Origin of the sequence: Streptomyces sp. Je 1-4 4N24 (genome assembly GCF_026239515.1) — a bacterium.
In the GTDB taxonomy this organism is placed as follows: Bacteria; Actinomycetota; Actinomycetes; order Streptomycetales; family Streptomycetaceae; genus Streptomyces; species Streptomyces nigrescens.
The window spans coordinates 1,147,892-1,170,535 of record NZ_CP110836.1; the positions used below are offsets into that span (position 1 = coordinate 1,147,892).

Annotated in this window: 17 protein-coding genes and 2 pseudogenes; 8 read left to right on the top strand and 11 right to left on the bottom strand. The window is 69.3% G+C overall.

What is annotated here, in order from left to right:
• Positions 1-18 precede the first annotated feature (18 nt).
• From SLV14N_RS04780 to SLV14N_RS04790, 3 genes are all read left to right on the top strand, one after another.
• Positions 19-1,776 (top strand): PKD domain-containing protein, encoded by a 1,758-nt coding sequence (locus tag SLV14N_RS04780; protein ID WP_263268236.1) that lies wholly within the window; start codon positions 19-21, stop codon positions 1,774-1,776.
• Between the two features lie 305 nt (positions 1,777-2,081).
• Complete coding sequence (locus tag SLV14N_RS04785) at positions 2,082-3,041, top strand: LysR family transcriptional regulator (RefSeq protein ID WP_208679878.1); 960 nt, start codon at positions 2,082-2,084, stop codon at positions 3,039-3,041.
• 229 nt (positions 3,042-3,270) lie between these two features.
• A complete protein-coding gene (locus SLV14N_RS04790) occupies positions 3,271-5,277 on the top strand; it encodes a collagenase (RefSeq protein ID WP_208679879.1) in 2,007 nt (668 codons plus the stop codon).
• Between the two features lie 105 nt (positions 5,278-5,382).
• Here the strand turns inward: SLV14N_RS04790 and SLV14N_RS04795 are convergent, their stop codons facing one another.
• The 3 genes from SLV14N_RS04795 to SLV14N_RS04805 all read right to left on the bottom strand — a co-directional run bounded on the left by SLV14N_RS04795 (position 5,383) and on the right by SLV14N_RS04805 (position 7,722).
• Positions 5,383-6,369: a nitronate monooxygenase family protein gene (locus SLV14N_RS04795; protein ID WP_263268239.1), complete on the bottom strand. Its 987-nt coding sequence runs from the start codon at positions 6,367-6,369 to the stop codon at positions 5,383-5,385.
• A gap of 279 nt (positions 6,370-6,648) precedes the next feature.
• A complete protein-coding gene (locus SLV14N_RS04800) occupies positions 6,649-6,891 on the bottom strand; it encodes a hypothetical protein (RefSeq protein ID WP_263268244.1) in 243 nt (80 codons plus the stop codon).
• 87 nt (positions 6,892-6,978) lie between these two features.
• Positions 6,979-7,722 (bottom strand): DUF4232 domain-containing protein, encoded by a 744-nt coding sequence (locus SLV14N_RS04805; protein ID WP_263268245.1) that lies wholly within the window; start codon positions 7,720-7,722, stop codon positions 6,979-6,981.
• 815 nt (positions 7,723-8,537) lie between these two features.
• On the opposite strand from SLV14N_RS04805, the gene SLV14N_RS04810 reads away from it, so the two are divergent.
• From SLV14N_RS04810 to SLV14N_RS04820, 3 genes and pseudogenes are all read left to right on the top strand, one after another.
• Complete coding sequence (locus SLV14N_RS04810; protein WP_263268246.1) at positions 8,538-9,614, top strand: PP2C family protein-serine/threonine phosphatase; 1,077 nt, start codon at positions 8,538-8,540, stop codon at positions 9,612-9,614.
• Between the two features lie 270 nt (positions 9,615-9,884).
• Positions 9,885-10,070, top strand: a pseudogene (locus SLV14N_RS04815) (AraC family transcriptional regulator); the annotation flags it as partial.
• A gap of 348 nt (positions 10,071-10,418) precedes the next feature.
• Complete coding sequence (locus SLV14N_RS04820; RefSeq protein WP_263268247.1) at positions 10,419-12,581, top strand: hypothetical protein; 2,163 nt, start codon at positions 10,419-10,421, stop codon at positions 12,579-12,581.
• On the opposite strand, the gene SLV14N_RS04825 is transcribed toward SLV14N_RS04820, so the two are convergent.
• A complete protein-coding gene (locus tag SLV14N_RS04825) occupies positions 12,569-13,732 on the bottom strand; it encodes a hypothetical protein (RefSeq protein WP_263268248.1) in 1,164 nt (387 codons plus the stop codon). The genes SLV14N_RS04820 and SLV14N_RS04825 overlap by 13 nt on opposite strands.
• Before the next feature lie 252 nt (positions 13,733-13,984).
• On the opposite strand from SLV14N_RS04825, the pseudogene SLV14N_RS04830 reads away from it, so the two are divergent.
• Both SLV14N_RS04830 and SLV14N_RS04835 read left to right on the top strand, forming a co-directional pair.
• Positions 13,985-15,130: pseudogene (locus SLV14N_RS04830) on the top strand (FAD-dependent monooxygenase); the annotation flags it as partial.
• 71 nt (positions 15,131-15,201) lie between these two features.
• Positions 15,202-15,870, top strand: coding sequence for a GDSL-type esterase/lipase family protein (locus tag SLV14N_RS04835; RefSeq protein ID WP_263268250.1), 669 nt, complete (start codon positions 15,202-15,204; stop codon positions 15,868-15,870).
• A 166-nt stretch (positions 15,871-16,036) separates the two neighbouring features.
• Here SLV14N_RS04835 and SLV14N_RS04840 read toward each other — a convergent pair whose 3' ends face one another.
• From SLV14N_RS04840 to SLV14N_RS04870, 7 genes are all read right to left on the bottom strand, one after another.
• The gene (locus SLV14N_RS04840; RefSeq protein ID WP_263268251.1) at positions 16,037-17,137 is read right to left on the bottom strand and encodes a hypothetical protein; all 1,101 of its coding nucleotides are present in this window, start codon (positions 17,135-17,137) and stop codon (positions 16,037-16,039) included.
• A gap of 256 nt (positions 17,138-17,393) precedes the next feature.
• Entirely contained in the window at positions 17,394-17,807 is a 414-nt protein-coding gene (locus SLV14N_RS04845) for a hypothetical protein (protein WP_263268252.1), read from the bottom strand.
• A 431-nt stretch (positions 17,808-18,238) separates the two neighbouring features.
• Positions 18,239-19,540, bottom strand: coding sequence for a HAMP domain-containing sensor histidine kinase (locus tag SLV14N_RS04850; protein WP_208679888.1), 1,302 nt, complete (start codon positions 19,538-19,540; stop codon positions 18,239-18,241).
• 3 nt (positions 19,541-19,543) lie between these two features.
• Positions 19,544-20,020, bottom strand: coding sequence for a hypothetical protein (locus tag SLV14N_RS04855; protein WP_263268254.1), 477 nt, complete (start codon positions 20,018-20,020; stop codon positions 19,544-19,546).
• Between the two features lie 470 nt (positions 20,021-20,490).
• Complete coding sequence (locus SLV14N_RS04860; protein ID WP_259670721.1) at positions 20,491-20,979, bottom strand: GNAT family N-acetyltransferase; 489 nt, start codon at positions 20,977-20,979, stop codon at positions 20,491-20,493.
• A 36-nt stretch (positions 20,980-21,015) separates the two neighbouring features.
• Positions 21,016-21,420: a hypothetical protein gene (locus SLV14N_RS04865; protein ID WP_263268255.1), complete on the bottom strand. Its 405-nt coding sequence runs from the start codon at positions 21,418-21,420 to the stop codon at positions 21,016-21,018.
• Entirely contained in the window at positions 21,417-22,607 is a 1,191-nt protein-coding gene (locus tag SLV14N_RS04870; protein WP_263268256.1) for an MFS transporter, read from the bottom strand. The genes SLV14N_RS04865 and SLV14N_RS04870 overlap by 4 nt, the downstream gene beginning before the upstream one ends.
• Positions 22,608-22,644: the final 37 nt, after the last annotated feature.

Here is a 22,644-nt window from a genome sequence, read left to right on the forward strand (position 1 = left end):
GTTCCGCGTGGGCCGGGGGTGGCCCGCCGCTCATCGGCGGCGCGGCGTTTCGCGGCGGCCGGCGCGGCCGCCGTGCTCCTCGGCCAGCTCCTCCTCGGCGGACGCCCCGCCGCGGCACAGGCCGGCGCCTTGCCGGGATCGGCGTTCCCCCTCGTCCTCGATGTGGACATGACGCCGAATCCGGTGTGCAGCGGACCCGTGCGCGGCCGGGTGCAGGTCTACGACCCCGCCGCGGCGAAGGCCGGAGCCACCGTGGAGTGGCGCGTGCGCGCCGGTGCGAAGCAACTGGCCGGCGGGCGCCTCGCCATGGCCTCCCGCGTTGGCACGGCGGAGTTCCGCATCCCCTACGACCGGGTGCCGGCAACGGAGACCGCCCTGCAGATCGACGCCCGCATCGCCGCCTCGCCCGGGGGCCATGCACCCGGCCGCTACGGCAAGGTCTGGCGGGACACGATACGCCGGGGGTGCGATCCGGTGCGGGTGGCGTCCGTCGGTGACTCCGTGGTCTGGGGACAAGGCCTCGACCACGACCAGAAGTTCTCGTATCTGACCGGGCAGTTGCTCGGCCGTGAGACCGGCCGGGGCCATCAGCTGATGGACTACTCGATCTCCGGCGCGGTGCTCGACGCGCCCGGGCTACCCGCGGGCAACAAGGACGCGGCCTGTCTGGGCCGGACCGAGAAGCAGGACCCGGACGGCGACGGGGAGATGGAGTTCGGCGAGGTCACCCAGCAAATGCCGGATGTCTTCTGCCAATTGGAAAAGGCGGGCGCACAGGCGCGGGCGGGCGGCTACGGTCTCGATGCGGTCGTGATCAACGGGTGCATCAACGACCTCGATCCCTTCTTCGGTATCGGCGTCGGCATCACCCCCGGCTCGAAGAACCTGCCCGAAGCGGTGCGGCGCGAGTGCTCCGGCATCGGCGCGGCCCCGGAGAACCCGGCCAAGGACGTGCCCTATTTCAGCGGGGCGAAGGTCGGATACGGCGGACGCGGGATGCGGGCGGCGATCGAGAAGGCGCATTCCCTGCCGGGGCGGCCGAAGGTGATCGTGGCCGACTTCTACTACGCGCTGAGCCGCAGCAGTTCTCCGATCCCGGTCAAGACCTGTTCGACCCCCGGAGTCACCGCGGCGCGGCTGATCTCCTGCAAGGGCGCCCTCGGCAGCGTGGCCGAGCGCTACGAGCAGTACACACAACTGGCCAATGCCGCCTACCACCAGGCGGCGGCCGCCGCCAACAAGGCGTCCTCGGACGGTCCGTATGCGGTCGCGGCGGACGGACTGTTCACCGTGGACAATGCCGTTCTCACCCGGGACTCCAAGGTCTGGGGCACTCCGGTGACCGACCCGGCGTTCCCGCTGCGCACGCGGGCCTGCCCCGAGCTCAGCTCGACTCCGGCGCAGTGTCTGAGCGCGGCCGTCGGGCACCCCGACATCGAGGGAGCCCGGCAGTACGCCGATTCCTTTCTCCTCAACCCGAGTGTCCGGAAGTGGTTCCACCTCCCCCGGCAGGGGCCGCAGGCACAGCTGAAGGTCCCGGCGAAGGCACACGTCGGCAGTGAGGTGCCCCTGTCGGTGACGGTGGACGGAAAGCCGCCCGCCGCCGGGTACCGCTACCACTGGTACTTCGGCGACGGTACGCAGCAGGAGACGGACCAGCCGGCCGTCACCCATGCCTACGACCATCCGGGGCCCTGGCTGCCACGGCTCGTGATGACCGGGCCGGAGGGCAGGAAGGTCCTGGTCGAGACCAGCCGCGCACTCACCGCGGACTGACGGCTCCTTCCAAGGGGGGCGGCTCGCAGACGCGGGCCGCCCCCCTTCGCGCTGCCCACGCCGAAGCACCGATGAGGCGGCCGAGGCGCTCACCTCCCGTACCGACCACCCTCCCGGCGGGGGCCCTCCTGCCGCGTCCGGAACCTCTGATGTCCGTGAAGCGCGCCCGGCCCTGGCGCGAGCGGGCAGAGAACGATGAGGTGGGCTCCACGCCGAACTGCCGGACGAGGGCCGTGTGCCCGCCGCCCCCCGCGGTGGCACCGGACGGTTCGGACAGAAGCAGCGCGGACGGGAGGACTGCGGGCATGGAGTTGGAGCTTCGGCACCTGAGAGTGCTGTGTGCGATCGCCGACGCCGGGAGCGTGGGCCGGGCCGCCTCGGATCTGGGGTACTCACAGCCCGCCATGAGCACCCAACTCCGGCGGATCGAGCAGTACTTCGGCAGTCCGCTGTTCGAGCGCAACACCTCAGGGGTGGAGCTGACCCGGTACGGCACGGAGGTCCTGGCTCAGGCCCGGGACGTCCTGGCCCGCGCGGCGGCGATCGGGCGCCGGCCGGCCGCGGACGGGGCACGGACACGCCGCTCCCTCCGCCTGGCAGCGACCAATTCGCCGGTCCTGGCCGGCATGCTCATCCGGCTCCGGAGCCGGCTGCCCGATCTCACGCTCACGGTGAGCAGTGTGTATCCGTCCTCGGAGAGCGTCGAACTCCTGGAGCACGGTGAGGTGGACGCCGCGATCGCCGCGGACTACCCCGGACGTGAACTGCGGCATTCGGCCGCCGTGGCGCACCGCGGGATCGTCACCGAGCCGTCCTTCGTCGCCCTGCCGGCCGGGCACCGCCTCCGGCACTGTCCTGAGGTGGCGCTCGCCGACCTGGCCGACGACGCGTGGTTTCTGACCCCGGACGACGGGGCCGGCTGGCCGGGAGTGTTCTACGCGGCCTGCCGGGCGGCCGGGTTCACTCCGGCGGCGGTGCACGAATTCCTGGGCGACCAGCAGCAGTTACAGAACATGATCGCGGAAGGCATCGGAGTCTCCATCGTGCAGGCGACCCTCCGGCCGATCCCCGACGTCCTCGTCAAACCGCTGTCCGGCACCCCCCTGTGGTGCCGTTATGTGCTGGCCTGGCGACGCGAGAGCGTTGCCGACGAGACAGCGGACGCACTCTTCGACTCCGCCGCCGCGGCCTACCGGACTCTCATTGCCCAGTCTCCGCACTTCCGGACCTGGGCCTCCCGGACCTGGAGCGTGACCAGACCGTAGCGCGGGGTCCGGCGCCCAGGCCCCGGCTTTCGTCAACCACCCGGCGCAAAACCGCTGTTCGCCCCGCCCGCCATCACCGTCCCCGTCCCGACCTTCAGCCCCAGATGTTATGGCGAATGCATCCCAGGTGCTATGTCACACCTTATTGCTGCCCGTCAGTGAGCGCTGAGAAGGTGCCACTCACGCCTCAGCTCGATCCCGAGGCGCATCTGTCCACGAAGGAGCATGGATGCGCTACCGCTTCCCCCTGCCCAGATGTGTGGCCGGCGGACTGGCCGCCTGCCTCGCCACGGCCGGTCTGCTGGCCGCGCCGGCGCTGGCGGCGCCACGCCCGCAGGATGCCGACCGGGCCGGCACCGCGTCCCGGACCACCCCCCACCCCGTCCCCCCGATCACCGGCCCGACAGTCGGCGCGAACGAAAGGCCCGCACTGCAGGGCCGGCCGCGCGGCGTCGCCCAACTCCCCCCGCTCAGCGCGAAGAATCCCCCCACTTCTTCGACTGCGGCGGCGCAACAGAAAGGCGGCACGAAGCACGGTGCCGCGGCCTCCTGCACCCCGTCCGACTTCGGCAGCCGGACCGGATCCGAACTGGTCACGTTCGTCGAGGCGTCGGCCACGGACTGCGTCAACACCCTGTTCAGCATCACCGGCAAAGACGCGCACGACGTCTTCCGCGAGGACCAGATGGTCACCATCGCCCAAGCCTTCCAGAGCGGGGCGACGGCGTATCCCGGTGACAACTCGAACAAGGTGCTGCAGCTCGTACTGTTCCTGCGCGCCGGCTATTACGTGCAGTCCAACCATCAGGACGATGTCGGCGACTACGGCCCGACCCTGGCAGCGGCCAGCCAAGGCGGGCTCGACGCCTTCTTCGCCAACTCGCACTCCAAGGACGTCACTTCAGGAAACGGCGATGTCCTGAGCGAGGTCGTCATCCTCACGGACAGCGCCAATGAGCAGGCCCGCTACCTGAACATCTACAAGCAGGTGCTCAGCGGCTACAACAGCTCCTACAACGACATCCCGAGCATGCTGGCCGCCGTCAACGACGTCTACACGCCTCTCTGGCGCGGGAACTGGAACCCCGACTACGTCAAGGCGGTCACCGCCGATCCCAGCATCGTCGACACCCTCAACACCTTCGCGCTCGACCACCTGGACATGCTGGGCACCGACAATTCCTACCTCGACTCCAACGCCGGGATGAACGTCGCGCGTTACGTCGAGCACCCGGGCCTCAAGGACAAGGTCCGGCCGCTCATGAAGGGCCTGCTGGACGCCTCGAAGATCACCGGTCCGACCGCTCCCCTGTGGGTCACCGTCGCTTCCCAGGCCGACGCCTACGACCAGGCCAACTGCTCGTACTTCGGGGTCTGCGACCTGTCCGGCCAGCTGACCAAGGCGGCACTGCCGATCACCCACACCTGCGATGCGACACACACCGTCAAGGCGCAGTCGCTGACGCCCGAGGAGCTCGAAACCACCTGCGCCAGCGTCCTGGGCCAGGGCTCCTACGTCCGCGACCTGGTGAAGAACGACGGCCCGATCCCCGGCCAGTACGAATCGACCATCCAGCTCATCGTGTTCGGCAGTCGCCAGGACTACCAGACCTACGCCGGGGCCATCTACGGCGTCGACACCAACAACGGTGGCATCACGATGATCGGGGACCCGACCAAGCCCGACAACCAGCCCATGTCCCTCATGTACCAGCGGAGCGACGACAACGGCTTCCCGGCCCGGATCTGGAACCTCAACCACGAGTACACCCACTACCTCGACGCCCGTGACGACATGAAGGGCGACTTCGGCCAGCAGACGTCGGTCCCGGATATCTGGTGGATCGAGGGCCTCGGCGAGTACGTCTCGTACAGCTACCGCAAGATCACCGACGACGAGGCGATCACCGAGGCCGGCAAACACACCTACAAGCTGAGCACGCTGTTCCAGAGCACCTACGACAACAGCGATGTGACCCGCACCTACCCCTGGGGCTACCTCGCGGTCCGCTACATGTTCGAAAAGCACCCCGAGGACATCGCGACCATGCTCAGCCACTTCCGCACCGGCGACTACGCCGGCGGCTACGCCGTCTACAACACCGACATCGGCACCCGCTACGACGCCGACTTCGACGCCTGGCTCACCACCTGCGCCAACGGCGCCTGCGCCGCCAAACCAGCCCCGACCACCACACCTTCAGCCCAGCGGCCTCCGGCCCGACATTCCGCCTGACCGGCCGCTTCGGCCCCGGGGCTTCCGGCTCCGGGGCTTCCGGCTCCGGGGCTTCCGGCTCCGGGGCTTCCGGCTCCGGGGGCGGGGCGATTCCGAGAATCGGGATCAAACGCCCCTGAGGGCTGCGGCACGGGCGGCGATGTCGGCCACGATGCGGCCTGCCGGAGCGACCTCATGGACGAGTCCGGCGCTCTGGCCCGCGTAGAGGGCAAGGGCTTCCAAGTCGCCCGACATGCCGGGCACGGGGACCATGTCCTCGTAACGCGGCCAAGTCCGTCCGTCGGCGCTGCCGGCCACCACAACGCCTTCTCCAGGACGGTTCGGCGCGGCGGGACGGCCCGCGGCCTCCCAGGCGCTGAGTGTGGAGTTGCGCAGTGCGCGATGCGGGGCGTTGGGCCAGCCTCCGTCGAAGCACCGCGTGTGCACCGCGTCCTGCGGCGCCGCCCGGATCACGGCTTGGCGGTAGACCTCGTGTGTGGCCGCCTCGCATGCCGTCAGGAATCGGGTGCCCAGCCACCCGGCCTGGGCTCCGAGAGCCAATACGGCAGCGAGCCCGCGCCCGTCGGCAATGCCGCCGGCCGCGATGACGGGCACCGGGTGCACAGCGTCCACGACTGCGGGTACGAGCGCCATCGTGGTGGTCTCCCCACGCACATGGCCGCCGGCTTCACACCCCTGGGCCACGATCACATCGACGCCTGCGGCAACGGCGCGTTCGGCCTCGGTGACGGAACCGACCGTGTGGAGGTGAACGGCGCCGACCGAGTGCACGCGTTCGGCGACGGCCGAGGGGTCCCCCCAGAACGTCGAGATGATCGGCACGCTTTCCGCCAGGCAGGCATCGAGGAGCTCGTCGACCGGGAAGTCCAGCACCAAGTTCACGGCGAAGGGCCTCGGCGTCAACCGCCGAACCTCCCGGATCCGGCGCACCGCCTCTTCTGCGGTGACCCACGTCAGAGCGAGGGTGCCGAGCCCACCCGCCTCCGCCACCGCAGCCACCAGATCTGTCGTGACCGCGGACCCGATGGGCGCCTGCACCACGGGCACCTCGATTCCCAACTGCCCGCACAGAGGCGTGGTCAACGGCGTCACATCGCCCTCCCCAAGCGTTTCGATTTCCGAATCACTGGGCGATGCTAATTTTTCGGCAACCGAAACACCAGGGGTTGTGGGTGCGCGGGAGCGCCGGAGGCCCCGATGGTCACACCGACGCCAGGACGGCCGGTGCGTGGGTCGGCCACCGGGCGCCCTCGTACCTGACTGACTGTCCGCTGTGAAACGGAGAGTCCGCTGCCTTGGTGTGTCACACCGGGGCAGCGGACTTTCTTGGCGCGGCGTCGGCGGGATGAGTCCACGCCGGGTGGAGAGCGGTCAGCGGTTGTAGACGGCCATGATGGGGGTGCTGTCGTCGCACCACACCTCGTGGTATCCGTTCGCCTGGGCTTGCGGGAGTTCCGTCGCTTCGCACTCCGCCTTCGAGGGGTACCTCTCGGCACCGACGGAAACCCAGCCATCGCCGGGGGGAGGGGCGGCGGAGGCAGTGGTGGCGGTCAGTGGAATGGCGACGGCTGCGGCACCGACAGCGAGACCGATACGGGTAGGCCACGACTTCATGGTGTCCTCCTTGCTTGTCTTTCACGTTCTGAGCTGGTCCGGCTCAGAGATGTTCCGGGCTCCTGCCCAGGGCAGGAGCCGAGGTGGTCAGCCGATGGGGTTGACGAAGGTGGCCGGGTGAGTGGCGGCCCGCTGGTCGACGAGCGTGCCCCAGGGCCACTTCAGGGTCAGCGCGGTGGTCTCGTTCGGCGGGGTGATGTCCGCATAGGCGGGCTGGTAGAAGCCCTCCTCTTCCTTGGTCAGGGCGAGGTTGATCGTGAAGTCGGTGCTGTCCCCGGGCTTCAGGGTGATCGAGCTGAACTTTTTCGACGAGCGGGCCAGCGACCAGCGCTCGCCGCCGTTCTCGGACTTGAGGTCCACGCCCGGGAAACCGCCGATCACGCAGGTGCGGCTGCCCTTGTTGGTCAGCACGATGCTGGTGGTCGTCGAGCCGCCCGCGTTGGGGTCCGGGACCGCATCGTCGCCCGTGGCGAACGACGCCTTCAGGCCGGAGGTGTGGCAGCGCCGGCCGTCCGAGCCCGCCCCGGCACCGTTGGCGGCGTGCGAGCCGCCCGACTGCTTGCCCGCAGCGCCCGCCTTGGAGTCGGCCTTGGTGTCGGCCTTGGCGCCGGGGCTTGCCTGGGCGCCGGAACCCTGCGCTCCAGTGGAGGAGCCCGCCCCGCTGGACTCGGCGGCGGCCTCCGTGTCCGTGTGGCCCGCCGGCTTCGTGCCGGTGTCATCCGAGCCGGAGCAGGCGGTCAGGGTGAGGCCGGCGGCTGCGGTCAGGGCCGCGGCGGCCATGCGCAGGGTGCGGCGACGACGAGCGGTGCGCACAGTGGTGCTGGAGCTCATTACGGGTCCCCCCAGGACAGTCGGTGACGTTGTTTCCTCGGTACGTCACTCACTCTGACCGGGGCGGCTATCGCGAAGCTGCCGCTCCGCTAACGCCCGGCTAACACAGGTGTAAGCAGCGGAAAGACGCCAAGTCGAACCTGAAGAACCGGGCGTGGTCGCCTAGTTGGGAACACGCAGCTGCTTGCCGGAACCAGGGGCATCCGACAGGTCACGGTCATAGCCACAGGGCAACGTGCGCCACTACGGCCACGAGGAGCTGCGTCGATTCCTTCGCCGCCGGTCACCCCAGGCGACACAGCTCGGTCCGGGCAACGGAACGGCCTCCCCCGCAGGCCCTGGTTCTGCGCGGCTCGCTCACCGTGGCTCGTCGCTGCTATGACCTGCACCGTCGTGGCCCTCATGCTGTGGGGGCCGCCTTTCCACGGCCCCGAGCCGCATGCCACAGGCACCCTCACCGCGGGCGGCCGCATCACCTTGATCACACCACCACTCCCGCCCCTTCGTGACCGGATCCTGGAAGCGGCGGAGGCACCTCGTTCCCCCGGGTGAGCCGACGCGGCGGGCGGCATGAAGCCCGGAGTTGCGCCACGCCGTGCGGCGAAGGTGAACCCAACGCCGTCGACGCCCACCGCCGTCGACGGCCTCGGCGCCTTCGCCCAGCAGGGTGCACCGTCCGGGCGCAGGCGGCCGACTCCGACCGGCCAGAGCACAATGTCCCACCACGCGTAGATATCCTGCGAAGTGTGATCAAACCTGGACGACTGCGCCTCCGTCGTCGCCACGGCCGGGGGCCACTTACTCTGCTGTCTCCGGTGATCCTGACCGTTGTCATCGCCGGCCTGGCGTACGCCACTCCCCCGGAACTGGCTTTCAGCCGGCTCCTGCCCGCAGCGCCGGCCCTCGCCGCCGCCATGTGGCCCGTGCTCCCCACCGTCCTGCTGGGCACGGTCTGCCTTCTCCTCATGATCGGCCTCGGCATCGTGTTCCCCGACCTGGGGACATGGTGGACGGCGGCGGGGGTCGTCGCTGTCACCGTGGCGGCCGCGTACGGAAGTCATGTCCGGCTCCGGCGGGAGCAGACCCTGTTCCAGGTCCGGCTCGTCGCCGACACGGCGCAGCAGGTGGTCCTGAGCCCGATGCCGCGCCGCTTCGGGGGCATCGAGATCGAGGCGCTGTATCTCGCGGCCGCGGCGGAGGCCAGTATTGGCGGCGACTTCTACGAGGTGGTCGACACGGAGTACGGGGTGCGACTGCTCATCGGCGATGTGCGGGGCAAGGGGCTGCCGGCGGTGGGCACGGCAGCGGCGATGGTCAACTGCTTCCGGGAGGCAGCCTACGACGAGGCCGACCTGGTCAGTATCGCCCGTCGCCTGGAGGCCAGCAGCACCCGTTACCACGCCGCCTTTCCCCCCGAGGGCCTGATGGAGCGCTTCGCCACCGCCCTTCTCGCCGAGATCCCACACGGGGGCGGCAGTATCGGAATCCTCAACTGCGGACATCCCCCGCCGCTGCTCCTGAACCACGGGGATGTCCGCGCCCTGGAGCCCACCTCTCCCTCTCCGCTTCTCAACCTCGCGGAGCTGATCGGTGATCACTACACCATCGACACCTTCGACTTCGCCCCTGGCGACCTGCTGCTCCTCTATACCGACGGTGTCGCCGAGGCTCGCGACCGCGACGGCGAGTTCTTCCCACTGGCGGCCTGGTTGCACCGCCAGACCCCGGGGCGTCCCGGCGAACTCCTCAACGCTCTCCACCATGACCTCCTCCACCACAGCAGAGGAAGCCTCGACGACGACATCGCCGCCCTCGCCATGCGCTTGTGCGCCTCTCCGGAGCCGCCTGACGGTCAGAGAGGTCAGCCCGCTTACGGCCTGCCCCGCGATTGATCGCGGGGCAGGCCGCCGGTACTGCGCCTCACCGTGGGCCCTGATCAGTTGTGTGCCGGCCGGTGTGACCCTCGGCCCGCAGTGTGAGGGGACCGTGGCGCGGCCCCCCTTGGCGCGACGACGCCGGAGCTGGAGCCGGAGCCGTCAGGCATGCGTGGCCTCCGCCATCTGACACTGCGTGATGAGGTCACGCGAGACACACTGGCGGCGAGCTGACCCGACCGCACCGGGCACAGGATGTCGGGTCCGGCGCAGTGGGACTTCCCTAGGCTCGCCGGGGAGCGGACTCTGCTCGATGTCGCGGTGCGGTACGGGTACAGCTCGGGCGAGGCGTTCGCACGTGCCTTTCGCGCCGTGCACGGGGTCGGCCCCGGCGAGGCGCGGCGGACGGGTGCGGCGCTGCACTCCCAGCCGCGGATGTCCTTCCGGCTGATCATAGAAGGGAGCAGCAGCATGTGGAGCGGGTCAGCGGCTGAATCCCGACTTTCTACACCGTGGCGGTGGCGGGGGTCTTGGCAGTGGGCGCGGCGAGGTCGTGAAGCGGTTCCGCGAGGCGCGGGGCGGAGTCCGCTCGACCGGCGGCGCTGCAGAGCAACGCCCGCTCAGCCGTCTCCCGCCACAGTGCCGGATCGATCGATCTGGCCCCCGCACTGCTGGGATTCGGCGAGGACGCACAGGGAAATGAGGCCCACTCCGCCCTGTCGCTCGGCAGGAATGGACAGATGAAGAGACGGGCATCACCCCTCCATGGGGGGCTTCGGAACACAGCCACAGCACAGGCGCCGGCGGGGTCGCTGGCTATGGGTGGGCATTCTGCTCGCCCTGCCCGGAGCCGCCGGGGTGGTGTGGACGGTGGGGGCGGCGCGGAAGCCCGAACTCGACACCTCTGGAATGGCCGGGGTTTTGGGCTTCGGCGTGAGCGTTCTGGGCCTGGTGGTCGGGATCGCCTCATTGGCTGTGGCGTGGGTGGCGTACCAAGCAGACCGCCGGGAGGCGGCGGACAGCGTGCAGCTGGCCGGCATCGCCAATGACCTGGCTCGCGAGGTCCGCAAGGCCTGGCGGGCCGAGGCGGAAGTGCGGCAGTTGTACGTGCACGGAACCTTGACCGTCTCGTGGCAGCAGGCCCCTGCGGGTTTGACCGCCCCTTGGGCGAGCATCTGTGCGGCGGCCGAGAGATGGCCGACGGGCGGCGCGCCGAACCCGGATGAGTGGGCCGCTGGCCCCGCCGATCTGGAGGGAGCCGGTGCGGAGCGGATCACGGAGGTGTTCTCCCAACAGGTCCCCACACACCGCCTGATTGTGTTGGGGCGAGAGGGAGCGGGGAAGTCGGTGCTGCTCGTCCAGCTGTTACTGCGACTCCTTGCACTGCGCGGTGAGAACAGCGAGAAGCCCGTCCCGGTGCTGCTCTCCCTGGCGTCCTGGAATCCAGTGGAGGAGAGCGACCTGTTCGCCTGGATAGCCCGCAGGCTGGCGATCAACTACGAGTTCCTCGGCCTGCCCGCCCCGGCACCGAGCCGCTCGATCAGTCGTGCCAGGGCCTTGCTCGACGATCAGCAAATTCTTCCTCTGCTGGACGGCTTCGATGAAATCAAACAAGGCTTCCGGATGGAGGCGCTGCGGAGAATCAATGCGGCGTTGCAGGCCGGCCAAGGAATCGTTCTCGCTTGCCGCACCGAGGATTACCGGAACGCCCTGTCGTACGAGCCGGCCGGCTCAGGGGCCCGGCCGGTACCGCTGGCGCAGGCTGCCGGCATCGAGCTCCAGGACCTTGACATGGAGACAGTGCGGGACCTCCTGTGCGAGGGCACGTGTGACGGCGGCCTGTCGCAGCGTTGGCAGCCGGTCACGGAACAGCTGTCCGACGCGACCCGGCCCGTCGCCCTCGCGCTCGGCACCCCCCTCATGGCCTCATTGGCCGCCGATATCTACACCCCCCGCCCTGGTGATGTCATTTCAGAGATCCCGTCCCCCGTCGACCTCATCGTCGACCCGGCCACAGGCACACCCCGCACACGCGTCGAAATCGAGGACCAACTCCTCGCCGGCTTTCTGCCGGCCACGTACGCCCGGCGCCATGCCGGTTCGACTCAGTGGACGACCGAGGAGGCCGAACAAAGCCTGCGATTCCTGGCCGGTCATCTGAGGGACAACATGGGCGGCACGACCGACATCGAATGGTGGAACCTGCACCGAGCCGTTCCGCGTGTCATCCATGCCCTGGTCATCGGGGTGCCCTTCTGGGTGGCACTCGCAGTAGCCGCCCCGCTGGCCATCGCTTCTTCCATATCTGCCTGGCTCGTCGCCACGGCCGGCGTCGTAGTCGCTGGTTGGGTCCTGGGCACGCTCTACGCCTTCCTGGAGCCCAAACCGGAGCCCGCCGCGCGGATCCGCATATCTTGGCTGAGTGCCGCGCTGGTGGTCGGGATCAGCTGTTTCGTGGCTTACCACGAAGACGTGGGTACGGGGATCCTGGTACTTCCCCTGGGCATAGTGATCGTCTTCGTGGGGTTCGGCCGGAAGGCGACTCAGGACGCAGACACGGTCGTCGCCATGGATCCCCTCTCCCTCCTGGAGCGCGACCGGAAGACCGCACGCACCATCATCATGGGCCCCGCGATCCTGGGCGTGATCAGCCTCGCCGGGCTGCTCGCCTTCGGGCTGGTGACGCAGGGACCAGCTGCTTACGCTGATGCCGGGTTCCCATTGTCGGAGGTCACCCTGGCCATGTTGGGCCTGATGGGCCTCAGTGTCTACGGAGGCCTTGCAGTGGCCTTCCGGCATACGGCTTCGCCGGCGCTGACCATCACATGCTGGTACCTGGCCCTCCGCCGCAAAGCACCCCGCAACCTGATGCGCTTTCTCGTCGACGCCCACCAGCAACACACAGTGCTTCGCCGTGTCGGAGCCGTCTATCAATTCCGGCACCTCGACCTTCAACGTCACCTGACTGACCGTCAGCAGAGCTGATGCCGGTGCCGCGTAGGCTCGGCGGGTTTGGGCCAGGCAGCGCTTTTGAGGGGCCGTCCTCCCCAGAGGCCGCAGAGCACGTTCATGGCGCAGTGCTTGCCGCCGTCCTCGGCGGGCCCCGACTTGGCGGACAAACGGCAGGGGAGACGCCGGGCTCCGCACGGGGTCGCATTCCGAGTGGCTTGTCGTTGTGCTGCGGGGATTCGCGCCGCGTCAACCCGGTCACGCACCTGGTCGCCTCCGAACACGACCTGCTCGGACAGTCCGGCCTCGATCGACTCGACCAGCTCGCGCGCTCGGGCCGGCTCGCCGGTGCGCACCCGCAGAGCGGCTTCCCGCGCGTCAAGCAGGATGGCCATCTCGGGCGACGCCGAGCGCAGCACGCGCTCCCGGGCCACGGCGATCGTCTCGGCCGCCCGCGCGGTCTCATCGAGCCGCACGTGCAGATCGATCCGGCGCAGGTCGACGAAGATCTCGTCGCTGAGGCCGAGTGATCCGAACTCGCGGGCCAGCCGTTTGGCCTCGTTCAGGTCGGCCAGCGCGCCGTCGAGATCGCCGTCGTACTGCCGCACCAGCGCGTGCAGTGGCAGCGCCTTGGCCAGGCCCCAGCGGTCGCCCGCTCGGGCGAAGCACTCCAGCGCGGCGCGCACGTCGCTGCGGGCCTGGTCGAAATGGCCGTCATTTTCGGCGAATTGGGCGCGGAACAAGCGGGCCATCCCGGCCAGCCACACGTCGGGCCCGTCGACCAGCTGCTGGAGGACCGTCGGCGACACCTCGGTCTCCGTCAGGGAGGCCAGCCCGGCCGCGGGCAGCACGCCGCGGAGGCCCGGCAGCTCCGGATGGCTCAGCAGCCGGCCGGCGAGCGCCCGCAGTTCCTCGCGCCGCTCCTTGATCCAGTCCTTGGCCGGCGCACCCCGGGTGGCGACGGTGTTGAGCGCCAGCAGCCCCTCGGCGATGTCGCGTTGCACGCTCGGCTGCTTGACCGGCAGCGCAACCGCCTCACCGAGCCAGTAGGCCGCGTCGGGGTGCCGGCCGAGCATCTGCCAGTACCAGGTCAGGTCCACCGCGAGCGCGATCGCGCCGACGGCGTCGTCGGTGTCGCAGAGGTGGCGCAGGGCGGCGAGCACGTTGTCGTACTCGGTGTGCAGCACGTGGAGTGCGTCGAGCTGCTCGGGGGCCGCGCAGCAGCGGGTCGTGGCGGGCGACCAGCTCAGCCAAGTAACGGGCGGCCGGGTCCCGCACGCCGGCCAGGGTGCCCTGCTCGGCCAGGCGCTCCAGGCCGTACTCGCGAATGGTCTCCAGCATCCGGTATCGGCCGGTGTCCGGCGCGAGCTGCAGCAACGACCGGTCGACCAGGTCCGCGAGCAGCTCCGGGACCTCGGCGGCAGACACCTCGGTGCCGGGTCGAGACGGTGCTGTCCGAGCGCGCTTCCCAACTCGGCGTGGAGATCAGGCGCGGCGTCACGGTCTCCGCCATCACGTACGACGACGAGAGCGTGGTCGCACACGCCGGCGAGCACGAGTACGCGGCGCGCTGGCTCGTCGGCTGCGATGGCGGACGCAGCGCGGTCCGCGGGCTCGCCGGCTTCGAATTCCTCGGCACCGAGCCGCTTTTCACCGGCTACGTCATGCTCGCCACGGTCGCCGATCCCGACGAGCTGAGCCCCGGGATCAACCTGACGCCAACAGGCATGTATATCCGGATGCCCGCCAAGGGGCACATCGGCGTCATGGACTTCGACGGCGGCGCGTTCGACCGCTCGCAGCAACCGACTCCCGCCCACCTCCAGGCGGTGCTGCGCCGGGTGTCCGGCACCGATGTGACACTGAGCGACGTCCCTCTCGCCTCGAGCTTCACCGATCGGGCGATGCAGACGACGACCTACCGGCTCGGGCGCGTCCTGCTCGCGGGCGACGCCGCGCACATCCACTCCCCCCTTGGCGGACAGGGACTCAATCTCGGCATCGGCGACGCCATGAACCTGGGGTGGAAGCTCGCGGCGACCGTTCACGGGTACGCGCCGGACGGGCTTCTCGACACCTACACCCGCGAACGGCATCCGATCGGCGCCTGGGTGCTCGATTGGACGCGCGCCCAGGCGGCGGTGATGCGGCCGGACCCACATGGCCGGGCAATCCAAGGAGTGATGCGCGACCTGCTCGGGACCCGTGACGGAACGACCCACGTGTTCGAGAAGGTGTCGGGGTCGTCGATCCGCTACGACCTCGGCAGCGAGCAGCCGCTGGTCGGCCGCAACGCCCCGGACCTCCGTCTCGAAGACGGCACCCGCCTCGGCGAGCTGTTGCAGGACGGACGAGGCGTCGTGCTCGATTTCAGCCCCGACCGCCGCCTGCGCGAGGCGGCGACGGGCCGGCAGAGCCGCCTGCGTTACGCGGCCGGGGCGGCGAAGAACGACCTCGGACTGGGTGCCGTGCTCGTCCGGCCGGACGGCGTCGTCGTCTGGGCGGGCGATCGCGACGTTGACCGGAAGGCTTCCGAAGGGTTCGAGCGGGCCGCCGACCAGTGGTTCGGCACTTCGCGAAGCTGAAGCCGCCGCCCGGTTCCCTCCTGCCCCCACCTGAACCTTCTCTCCCCCAACCCACCTTTCAAGGAGCACCTATGACGATCACCCTCCGCCCGGGAACCACGGTGATGTTCACCGGCGATTCGATCACCGACAGCCAGCGGCTGGAGAGCGAGGACGGCCTCGGGTTCGGCTCCCCCCTGCGCGTGGCGGGCGAGTGGGCCTTCCGGCACCCGGACCGACCCGTGACCTGGCTGAACTCCGCGATCGCGGGCCACAAGGTGAGGGACCTCGAACCCCGGTGGCAGGCGGACGTGCTCGACGCGCGCCCGGACGTGGTGTCGATCCTCGTCGGAGTCAACGACATGGGCTGGCACACGCTGGACCCGGAGGGGTACGTGATCCCCGTGGAGGAGTTCAAAGCGGGTTATGACCGCCTGCTCGCCCCCCTCGCCGAGGCGGGCACGGAGCTGATCCTCATCGAGCCGTTCCTCCTGCCGATCCACGGCGTCGTCGAGGCCGGGGCCGGTGACGCACTCATCGGAGAGGCAGTGCGAAAGGATTGGCGCGCCGACCTGAACCCGAAGATCCAGGCCGTCCGCGAGCTCGCCGACAAGTACGGTGCCCATCTGCTCCCCGCCGACCGCATGTTCGCCGAACTCTCCACGACGACCGGCCCGGAATACTGGGCCGAGGACGGCGTGCACCCGACACCGGCCGGTCACGCCGCACTCGCGGCGGCCTGGCTGCGCCTGGTCACATGACCGTGTCTCGCGCTCGCCCGCGAGACCGGTGAGCGCGGGGGGCTTGGCTGGGGCATTGTCGATGACTTCGCGGCGGGCATTGAAGTTGCGACGGACTCGGTGGCGCCGGTGCCGCGGCCTCCCCCCCGGCCGGGTCGTGGCCGGCACGCTGCGGCACCGGGACGCTCTAGGACGCCAGCCGCTTGAACCAGGTGACCGGGCTGGTGGTCCCGGAAGACTGGACGTAGACCCGGGCGGGAATGGCGATCATGCGCTCCCCTCGCGTCGTGCCCATGTCGTAGTCGGCATCGACGGCGCGGACGACGATGTAGCCGAGGTAATAGGCGCCGTTGCCCCGGCCTTCCATGTACCCCTTCTTGCCGCTTGGGACATCGGTCTCGACGGTCTGTTCCGTCGTGTTCGTCACGCGCTTGAGGGAGGTGGAGGAGTAGCTGTAGGTGAAGCTCACCTCACCGCCCGCCTCTCCCCCCACTCCGCCCTTGTCTCCTCCGGGAGTGAAGGTGATCTTGGGCGTGAACTTGCCGCCCACCGACCAGCCTTCCGTCTTGCTGCTCTCGTCGGTGGTCTGTCCCTGGACCTTGTACTGGATCTTCCCGCCACCCGCGACACCGTCGGTGGCACCCCTCTGGGGGTACGTGGAATCGGGCCGGTCATCGAGCTTGCCGACGAAGGCGCACGCACCCGCCGGGGGCGGATTCTCCAGGCCGGGGATGTCGAGCCGGCCTCCGCAGTACGCCTCGGCGGGGCGTCCGTCGAGGCGCGCGTCCTTCGACTTCACGGTCTTGTCGTCCGTGGTGTTGTTCTTGATTTCGGCGCTGTTCTCGGCCTTCGTCTTCGCTTCGGGGTTTCCCTCCGCCAAAGCCGTGGCGACTCTCCTCGCGTCCGAGGGGTTCTGCTGGTTGTCCGCGTACGCCTTCGCCGCCTTCTTGGCGTCCTCGACCGCTGTATTGGCGTCGTAGATGCGCTTTACGTCTTCGTAGGAGACCGGCTTGACCTTGCCGTCCTTGTCCCTTTCGAGGCCCTTGGGGTATCCCATCACGCTCTCGGAGCCGTTGACGGGCGCCCACTCCTTCATCTTCGCGATGACGTCCTCGTCCTTCTCGTACGTCTTCTCGTCGACGCCTGCCTTCGGGTCATCGGCAGCATGGGCGGGAGTGGGGGAACCGGCCAACGCCAGGCTGGTGAGAACAGCGGTGGCGAGGAAACCCGCCACCACGCTTCTTTGGCGCCGGCCCCGGGCAGAACCGGTGCGCAGTGTGGTCGGCATGTGATTCTCCTTCTTGGTCTTGCACTTGCGGAACGGGGCCGCGGCTTGGCGACAGGCCGTGGTGAAGCGTTTATGGAACACTTCATGGATTTACTGGCCGTGGCCACCACTCGCCGGAAAGGAATTCCCGATACGGAGCGCCCCGTCCAGCAGGGCGCTACAAGGCCTTGGGTGCTGACGTGTGGGGAGCCGCAACCTGCCGACGGGGTTGCGGCTCCGGCTCACCGGCAGGGTATGAGGACGGTGCCGTACGGGCTCAGCAGGACGTCTTGCCGGTCCAGGCTTTGAGGGTGGATCCATACACGCTGTAGCACGTGTCCTGGTCCGCGGGTGCCTTCTCGTAGCTGATATTGGACCAGTTCGGGCCTCCTTCCGAGGCGGTCCGCCAGAATCCGGTCCACCAGAAGCCGGTGTACTTCTCCAGCCGCACGTCCACCTCCCCGGTGGTTCCCGGTTCGATCGTGGCAGTCTTGCACTGGCCGACGGGGAAGGCGCCGACAAACTTGTTGTTGACGGCGAAGTCGGCGACGTAGGCGCCCTTATTACAGACCTTGACGCTGCCCGTCTTGCCTTCCGCCGCTGACACTGTCGACGCTGCGGCCAAACCCGTGCCGGCCATGGCCAGCGCAAGCGTGGCAGTGACACCTGCGGTTCTCAGGATTCGGTTCATCTTTTCTCCCCGGATTCTCCCAGCCGTCCTGACGGTCGGCGGAACGCCGTTAAATGTCCCTCTGCGGTATTGCAGGGAACTCCCCTTCGCGGTTTCGGCTCTCGTTTTCCCCTGCTGCCTCTCGCCCGCTTCCGAAATGAGTGGAACGGACACAGGCCAACCAGGTCAAGGATTTATCGATGTATTCGTGGGTACCCCGGAGCCAAGGGCTCAATGACCACGAGAACGCCCGCATTTGGTGCTCGTGGTACTGGCGCCATCCGGCGATAAGCCTCGCGGTTCCGGGACAGTCGCCTCGTGGTCGGGCTTCGAAAGGCTCGTGGTTCCGTCCCATCGGAGGGATGCCGAGTAGGGGCCTTCGATGCCCAGCTCTGCGCTTGCGCTGAGGGCTCCGGGCGGTGAGTTCGGCGAGAAGCCCGCCGCAAAGCCCGTCAGCTATCGAGCCGCTCCGGGGAAAGCGGGAGTTGGAGTGCGGCGACAGCTCCGCCGTCGTGGGCGTTGGAGAAGCGGAGAGCGGCGCCGAGGACGTGAGCCTGGCCGGCGGCGATGGTCAGGCCCAGGCCGTGGCCGGTCCGCCGGCCGGCGTCGGAACCGCCCGACTGACTCCGAAAGCGCTGGGGGCCCTGGTCGAGGAGGTAGGCGGGGTAGCCGTCGCCGTGGTCCCGCACAGTGATGGTGGGGGCGTCGACAGTGACCACCACGGGCGGCCGACCGTGTTTGTGGGCGTTGGCTACCAGGTTTCCCAGGACACGTTCGAGCCTGCGCCGGTCGGTCTCGACATGGTCGTCCCCTACGACGCGGACCTCGGTCGTCGTTCCGGTGGCGCGGACTGCGCGTTCGGCCAGCGGTCCCAGTTGGTGGATGTCGAGGTCGGCGCTCTCGACCTGGGCATCGAGCCGGGAGATCTCCAGCAGGTCCTCGGTCAGCCCGCGCAGGGCCTGGACGCGATCGCGCACCATGTCGGTCGGGCGGCCGGGCGGCAGCAGCTCAGCCGCGGAGTGGAGCCCGGCGAGTGGGGTGCGCAGCTCGTGGGAGACATCAGCCGTGAAGCGCTGCTCACTGTGGAGCCGGGCCTGGAGACTGGCGGCCATCGCGTCGAGCGCGGTCGCCACAGCGGCGGCCTCGTCCTGGGCTCGGTCGGTGCGCCGGGCGCGGGGGTCGTTCACACGGGCATCGAGATCGCCGGTGCTGATGCGTCGGGCCACGCGGGCAGTGTGGTGCAGCCGGCGGGTGATCCGGGAGACGGAGATCAGCCCGGTGGCCAGGGTGAGGACGATCGCGGCGGTGGAGGAGCCGATGATTGCCCTGTCCAGGCCGCGGAGGGAGGCTGCCTGTTCGCCGTAGTCCAGCCGCAGGGCGAGCACCTTTCCTCCGGCGACGGGGGTGGCGGCCCACATCACGGGGCGGCCCTGGTGCGTGGCGAGCTGGGTTCCGCGGTCGTGGTGCCGCACGGTCATATCGCGGAGCGGAGCGGGGAGGTCCGGTGGGTTCTCCGAGACGTTGCGGTCGAGGGGGTTTCCAGCGACGTAGGCGGACTTGCTGCGGTCAAGTTCCGCCAGCGCCGTGCGGCGCGCACGGTCCTGGGTCTGCCGGTCGACCAGAACGTGCACCAGGGTGCCGAGCACCGTGGCGAGCAGGCAGCACATGACGGTGATGAAGACGGCGGCTTTCCAGTGGAGCGTCGCTGTCCAGGCATGCAGCCGTCGCGGCGGACGGGTCCGGGGAGTGCGCACGGCTCACCTGCCCGAAGGGGTCGCGGATGCAGGGGCCCGCCGGCCGTAGCCCACATCCTGGATCGTCATGACCTGGTGCCGCGCACTCCACGCGTAGACCGTGCGGCTCTCGTAGCCGGGGGCGTCCCCGGGCTCGTGGATGATCAGTTTGTGGTCAGCGACCTCCACCGACTGCGGGGAACTGGTGGAACCCAGGATCGAGGTCACCACCCCGTTCTTGAGCGTGTAGGCATAGATGATCAGGAGGTTGTTGCTGCCGCTCTGAACACCGACGATCAGCTCGTCCCGTCCGTCGCCGGTCAGATCGTGGTACTCGGGGGCCCGGACAGGACAGGAGCCCGAGCCCGGCTCGTCTGCACAGGAGTGGATCTCCTGCTCCTCCCCCTCGTCGAAGACCGGCTCGTCGCGACGCTTGTCCGCGTCGATCTGCGCCAGGAGGACGGAGCCAGCGGACACCTTGCGGATGTCCCCGGACGGCACGCGTGGCACCGCGGTCAGCGGCTGCGGTTTCTCTTCCCCTCCTGTGGCCGGCGAAGCCGCCGGCCAGCGCTTACTGCCGGGCCACAGTTCCGCCGGACCGGTAACGGCAGCTGCATGCCCCGCGCTCTTGGGTGCGGTTCCCTCCGCACACCCGCCCAACAACCCCGCCGTGCCCGCCGCCATGACGGCCAGCGCCACCGCTCGAACGACGCCCCGGGGCGAGCGCAGGCCACGGGCAGGGGGCACCGCACGCCTTCCAGAAGGCCCGGAAGGTGCAGGAACTGAGAGGTGAGGAGTCAAACGTTCACTCCGCGTGGCTCTGCGACGATCCGACAAGTCCGGAAACGGTAACCCACCGTGCAGGCAATGAGTTGTGCGGTACGTCACATCACAAGATCAGCCCCAGGCTCCGTCCATCCGTACGAACCCTCCCGGCCCACTCCGAGACCACGATGCAGACGCGGATGTGCCTACCGCTGGGGAGAGAACCGATAGAGAGTGGATTTCCTGGGGTCGAAGCCGAGGCGCTCGTAGAGCCGGTTCGCCGCTGCGCGGTCCGGTCGTGAGGTGAGATCGACGGTGCGCGCGCCTGCTTCCCGGGCCAGTCGCAGGGCATGGCGAGTGAGCGTCGCCGCGACTCCCCGGCCCCGTGCCGCGGTATCGACCACGACGTCCTCCACGCGGGCTCGCAGCCCGGACGGCAAGGGGAACAGCAGCAGAGTGAGCGTTCCGACAATTTCACCTCCCGCCCGGGCGACCAGGAGGGTGTTTGCCTCGCACTTCACCATCCGGTCGACCGCTTCTCGGTCCAAAGGCGCGGCAGTCGAGGAAAGCTGCGGCAACAACCGGTCGAAGGCGTCCACCATCTCGGGGGTCGCCTCGCGAACGATCTCTACGTCAACAGTCATGCGCTCCGCCTTCCGGAATGCGGCCCGAGTGTCGCGACCCGGGAACCGCAGGGTGGGGTGGGGTGATCTCGCGGTGAACAGCCTGTCTCAGCCCGGCCGGGGCAGTGGGGGCGTGCACTCGTAGGGCGTACCTCGCAGCACGGTGTCGACGAAGCGGCCGCGTGGCCCGGAATTCTCGGCGAACCACGACCCGAGCCGGTGGTCGGTTCCGGGGTGGACGAGCCGGGTGAAGCGCGAGCGCGACGTGTGCCCGGAGAAGTCGCAGGCGAGAGCGTGGTGTCCGCGGGCGGCGAAGTCGGTGAGCAGAGCGGTGTGGCGTGTCTTGTCACCGGTGCCCGCGCCGTGCAGAACGACAGCCGCAAGGGGGGCGCGTGGGCTCGTGGGTTTCCGCGGCGGCTCGATGGCCGCGCAACTGAGGGTTTCGCCGTCGCAGTTGATGGTGAACGAGCGGAGCCTCTCGTGGTGCGGGCTCATCGGGCTGGTGCCGGTCATACCGCCTCCGTCTCCAGGCGAGCAGGGGCGTGACGTGACGGCCGGACGATGCCGGCCGTGGCGGCGGCGATGACGCAGCACAGCACGGGGAGGAAGAGGGTGAGGTTGAGGGGCAGGACGTGGGTCAGCGGTCCGATGACGGCGGGCCCGGCGAGCATGCCGAGGTAGCCGAGGCCGGCGACGCGGGAGACGTTGGTACCGGCGGCACCCTGGTCGGTATGGCCGGCCGCGCTGAAGAGTTGGGGTACGCATCCCGAGAGTCCGGCCCCGAACACGGCCCAGCCGATCAGAGCCAAGGGGATCCAGGGTGAGAGGGCCGCCGCGGTCAGACCGAGGGCGGCGACGGATGCGCCGTGGCGGAGGATGGCCACCGGCCCGAAGCGCGCGGCCACCCGGTCGGCAAGCAGGCGGCCGAGGGTCATGGTGGTGGCGAAGGAGCCGTAGGCGAGTGCGGCGGTGGCGGCGGGCGCGTCCAGGACGTTGCGCAGATGCAGTGCGCTCCAGTCGTTGGCCACGCCTTCGGACAGCATGATCATCAATGCCAGGGTGGCCAGTGCCCAGATGTGACGGGGCGTTCTGCGAGGGGCGTTCACGACAGCGACGGCGGCCTCCACGGGGCGGCGCGCCTCGGCGGGGCGCAGGAGCGCGGGCGCTGCGAGCGCGGTGACGGCCAGACCGACGAGCGCCACCGTGCCGAGGGTCGTCACCGGACTCCAGTGCCAGCCGAGCGTGCGGGCGCCGACCAGCGAGGCAAGGACCCCGCCGAGGGAGAAGGCCGCATGGAAGGCGGACATGACGGGCCGCCGGTACCCCTGCTCGACCTGGACGGCATGGGCGTTCATGCTGACATCCAGGCAGCCGTTGCCGACGCCGAGCGCGAGGAGTGCCGCCCCCAGCGTCCAGGCGTTCGCGGCAAGGCCGGGCAGGACGAGCGCGGCACTGCACAGTGCCGCGCTGAGCGGTACGACGGTACGGGACCCGAAACGGTCGGTGAGCGGGCCGGTGGCCTGCATGCCCGCGAAGGCTCCCGCACCGAGCAGCAGCAGGAGCCAGCCGAGCAGGGCATGGCTGATCCCCGCGCGGTGCTCGATGCCCGGGATATGGACGATCCACATCCCCATGAGGAAACCGTTCAGGGTGAAGTACGCGAAGGTGGCCAGTCGGCCGGCTCGTAGGTATCTATCCACGCTTCGAACATAACGAACATTATCCAGGAGCGAAAGA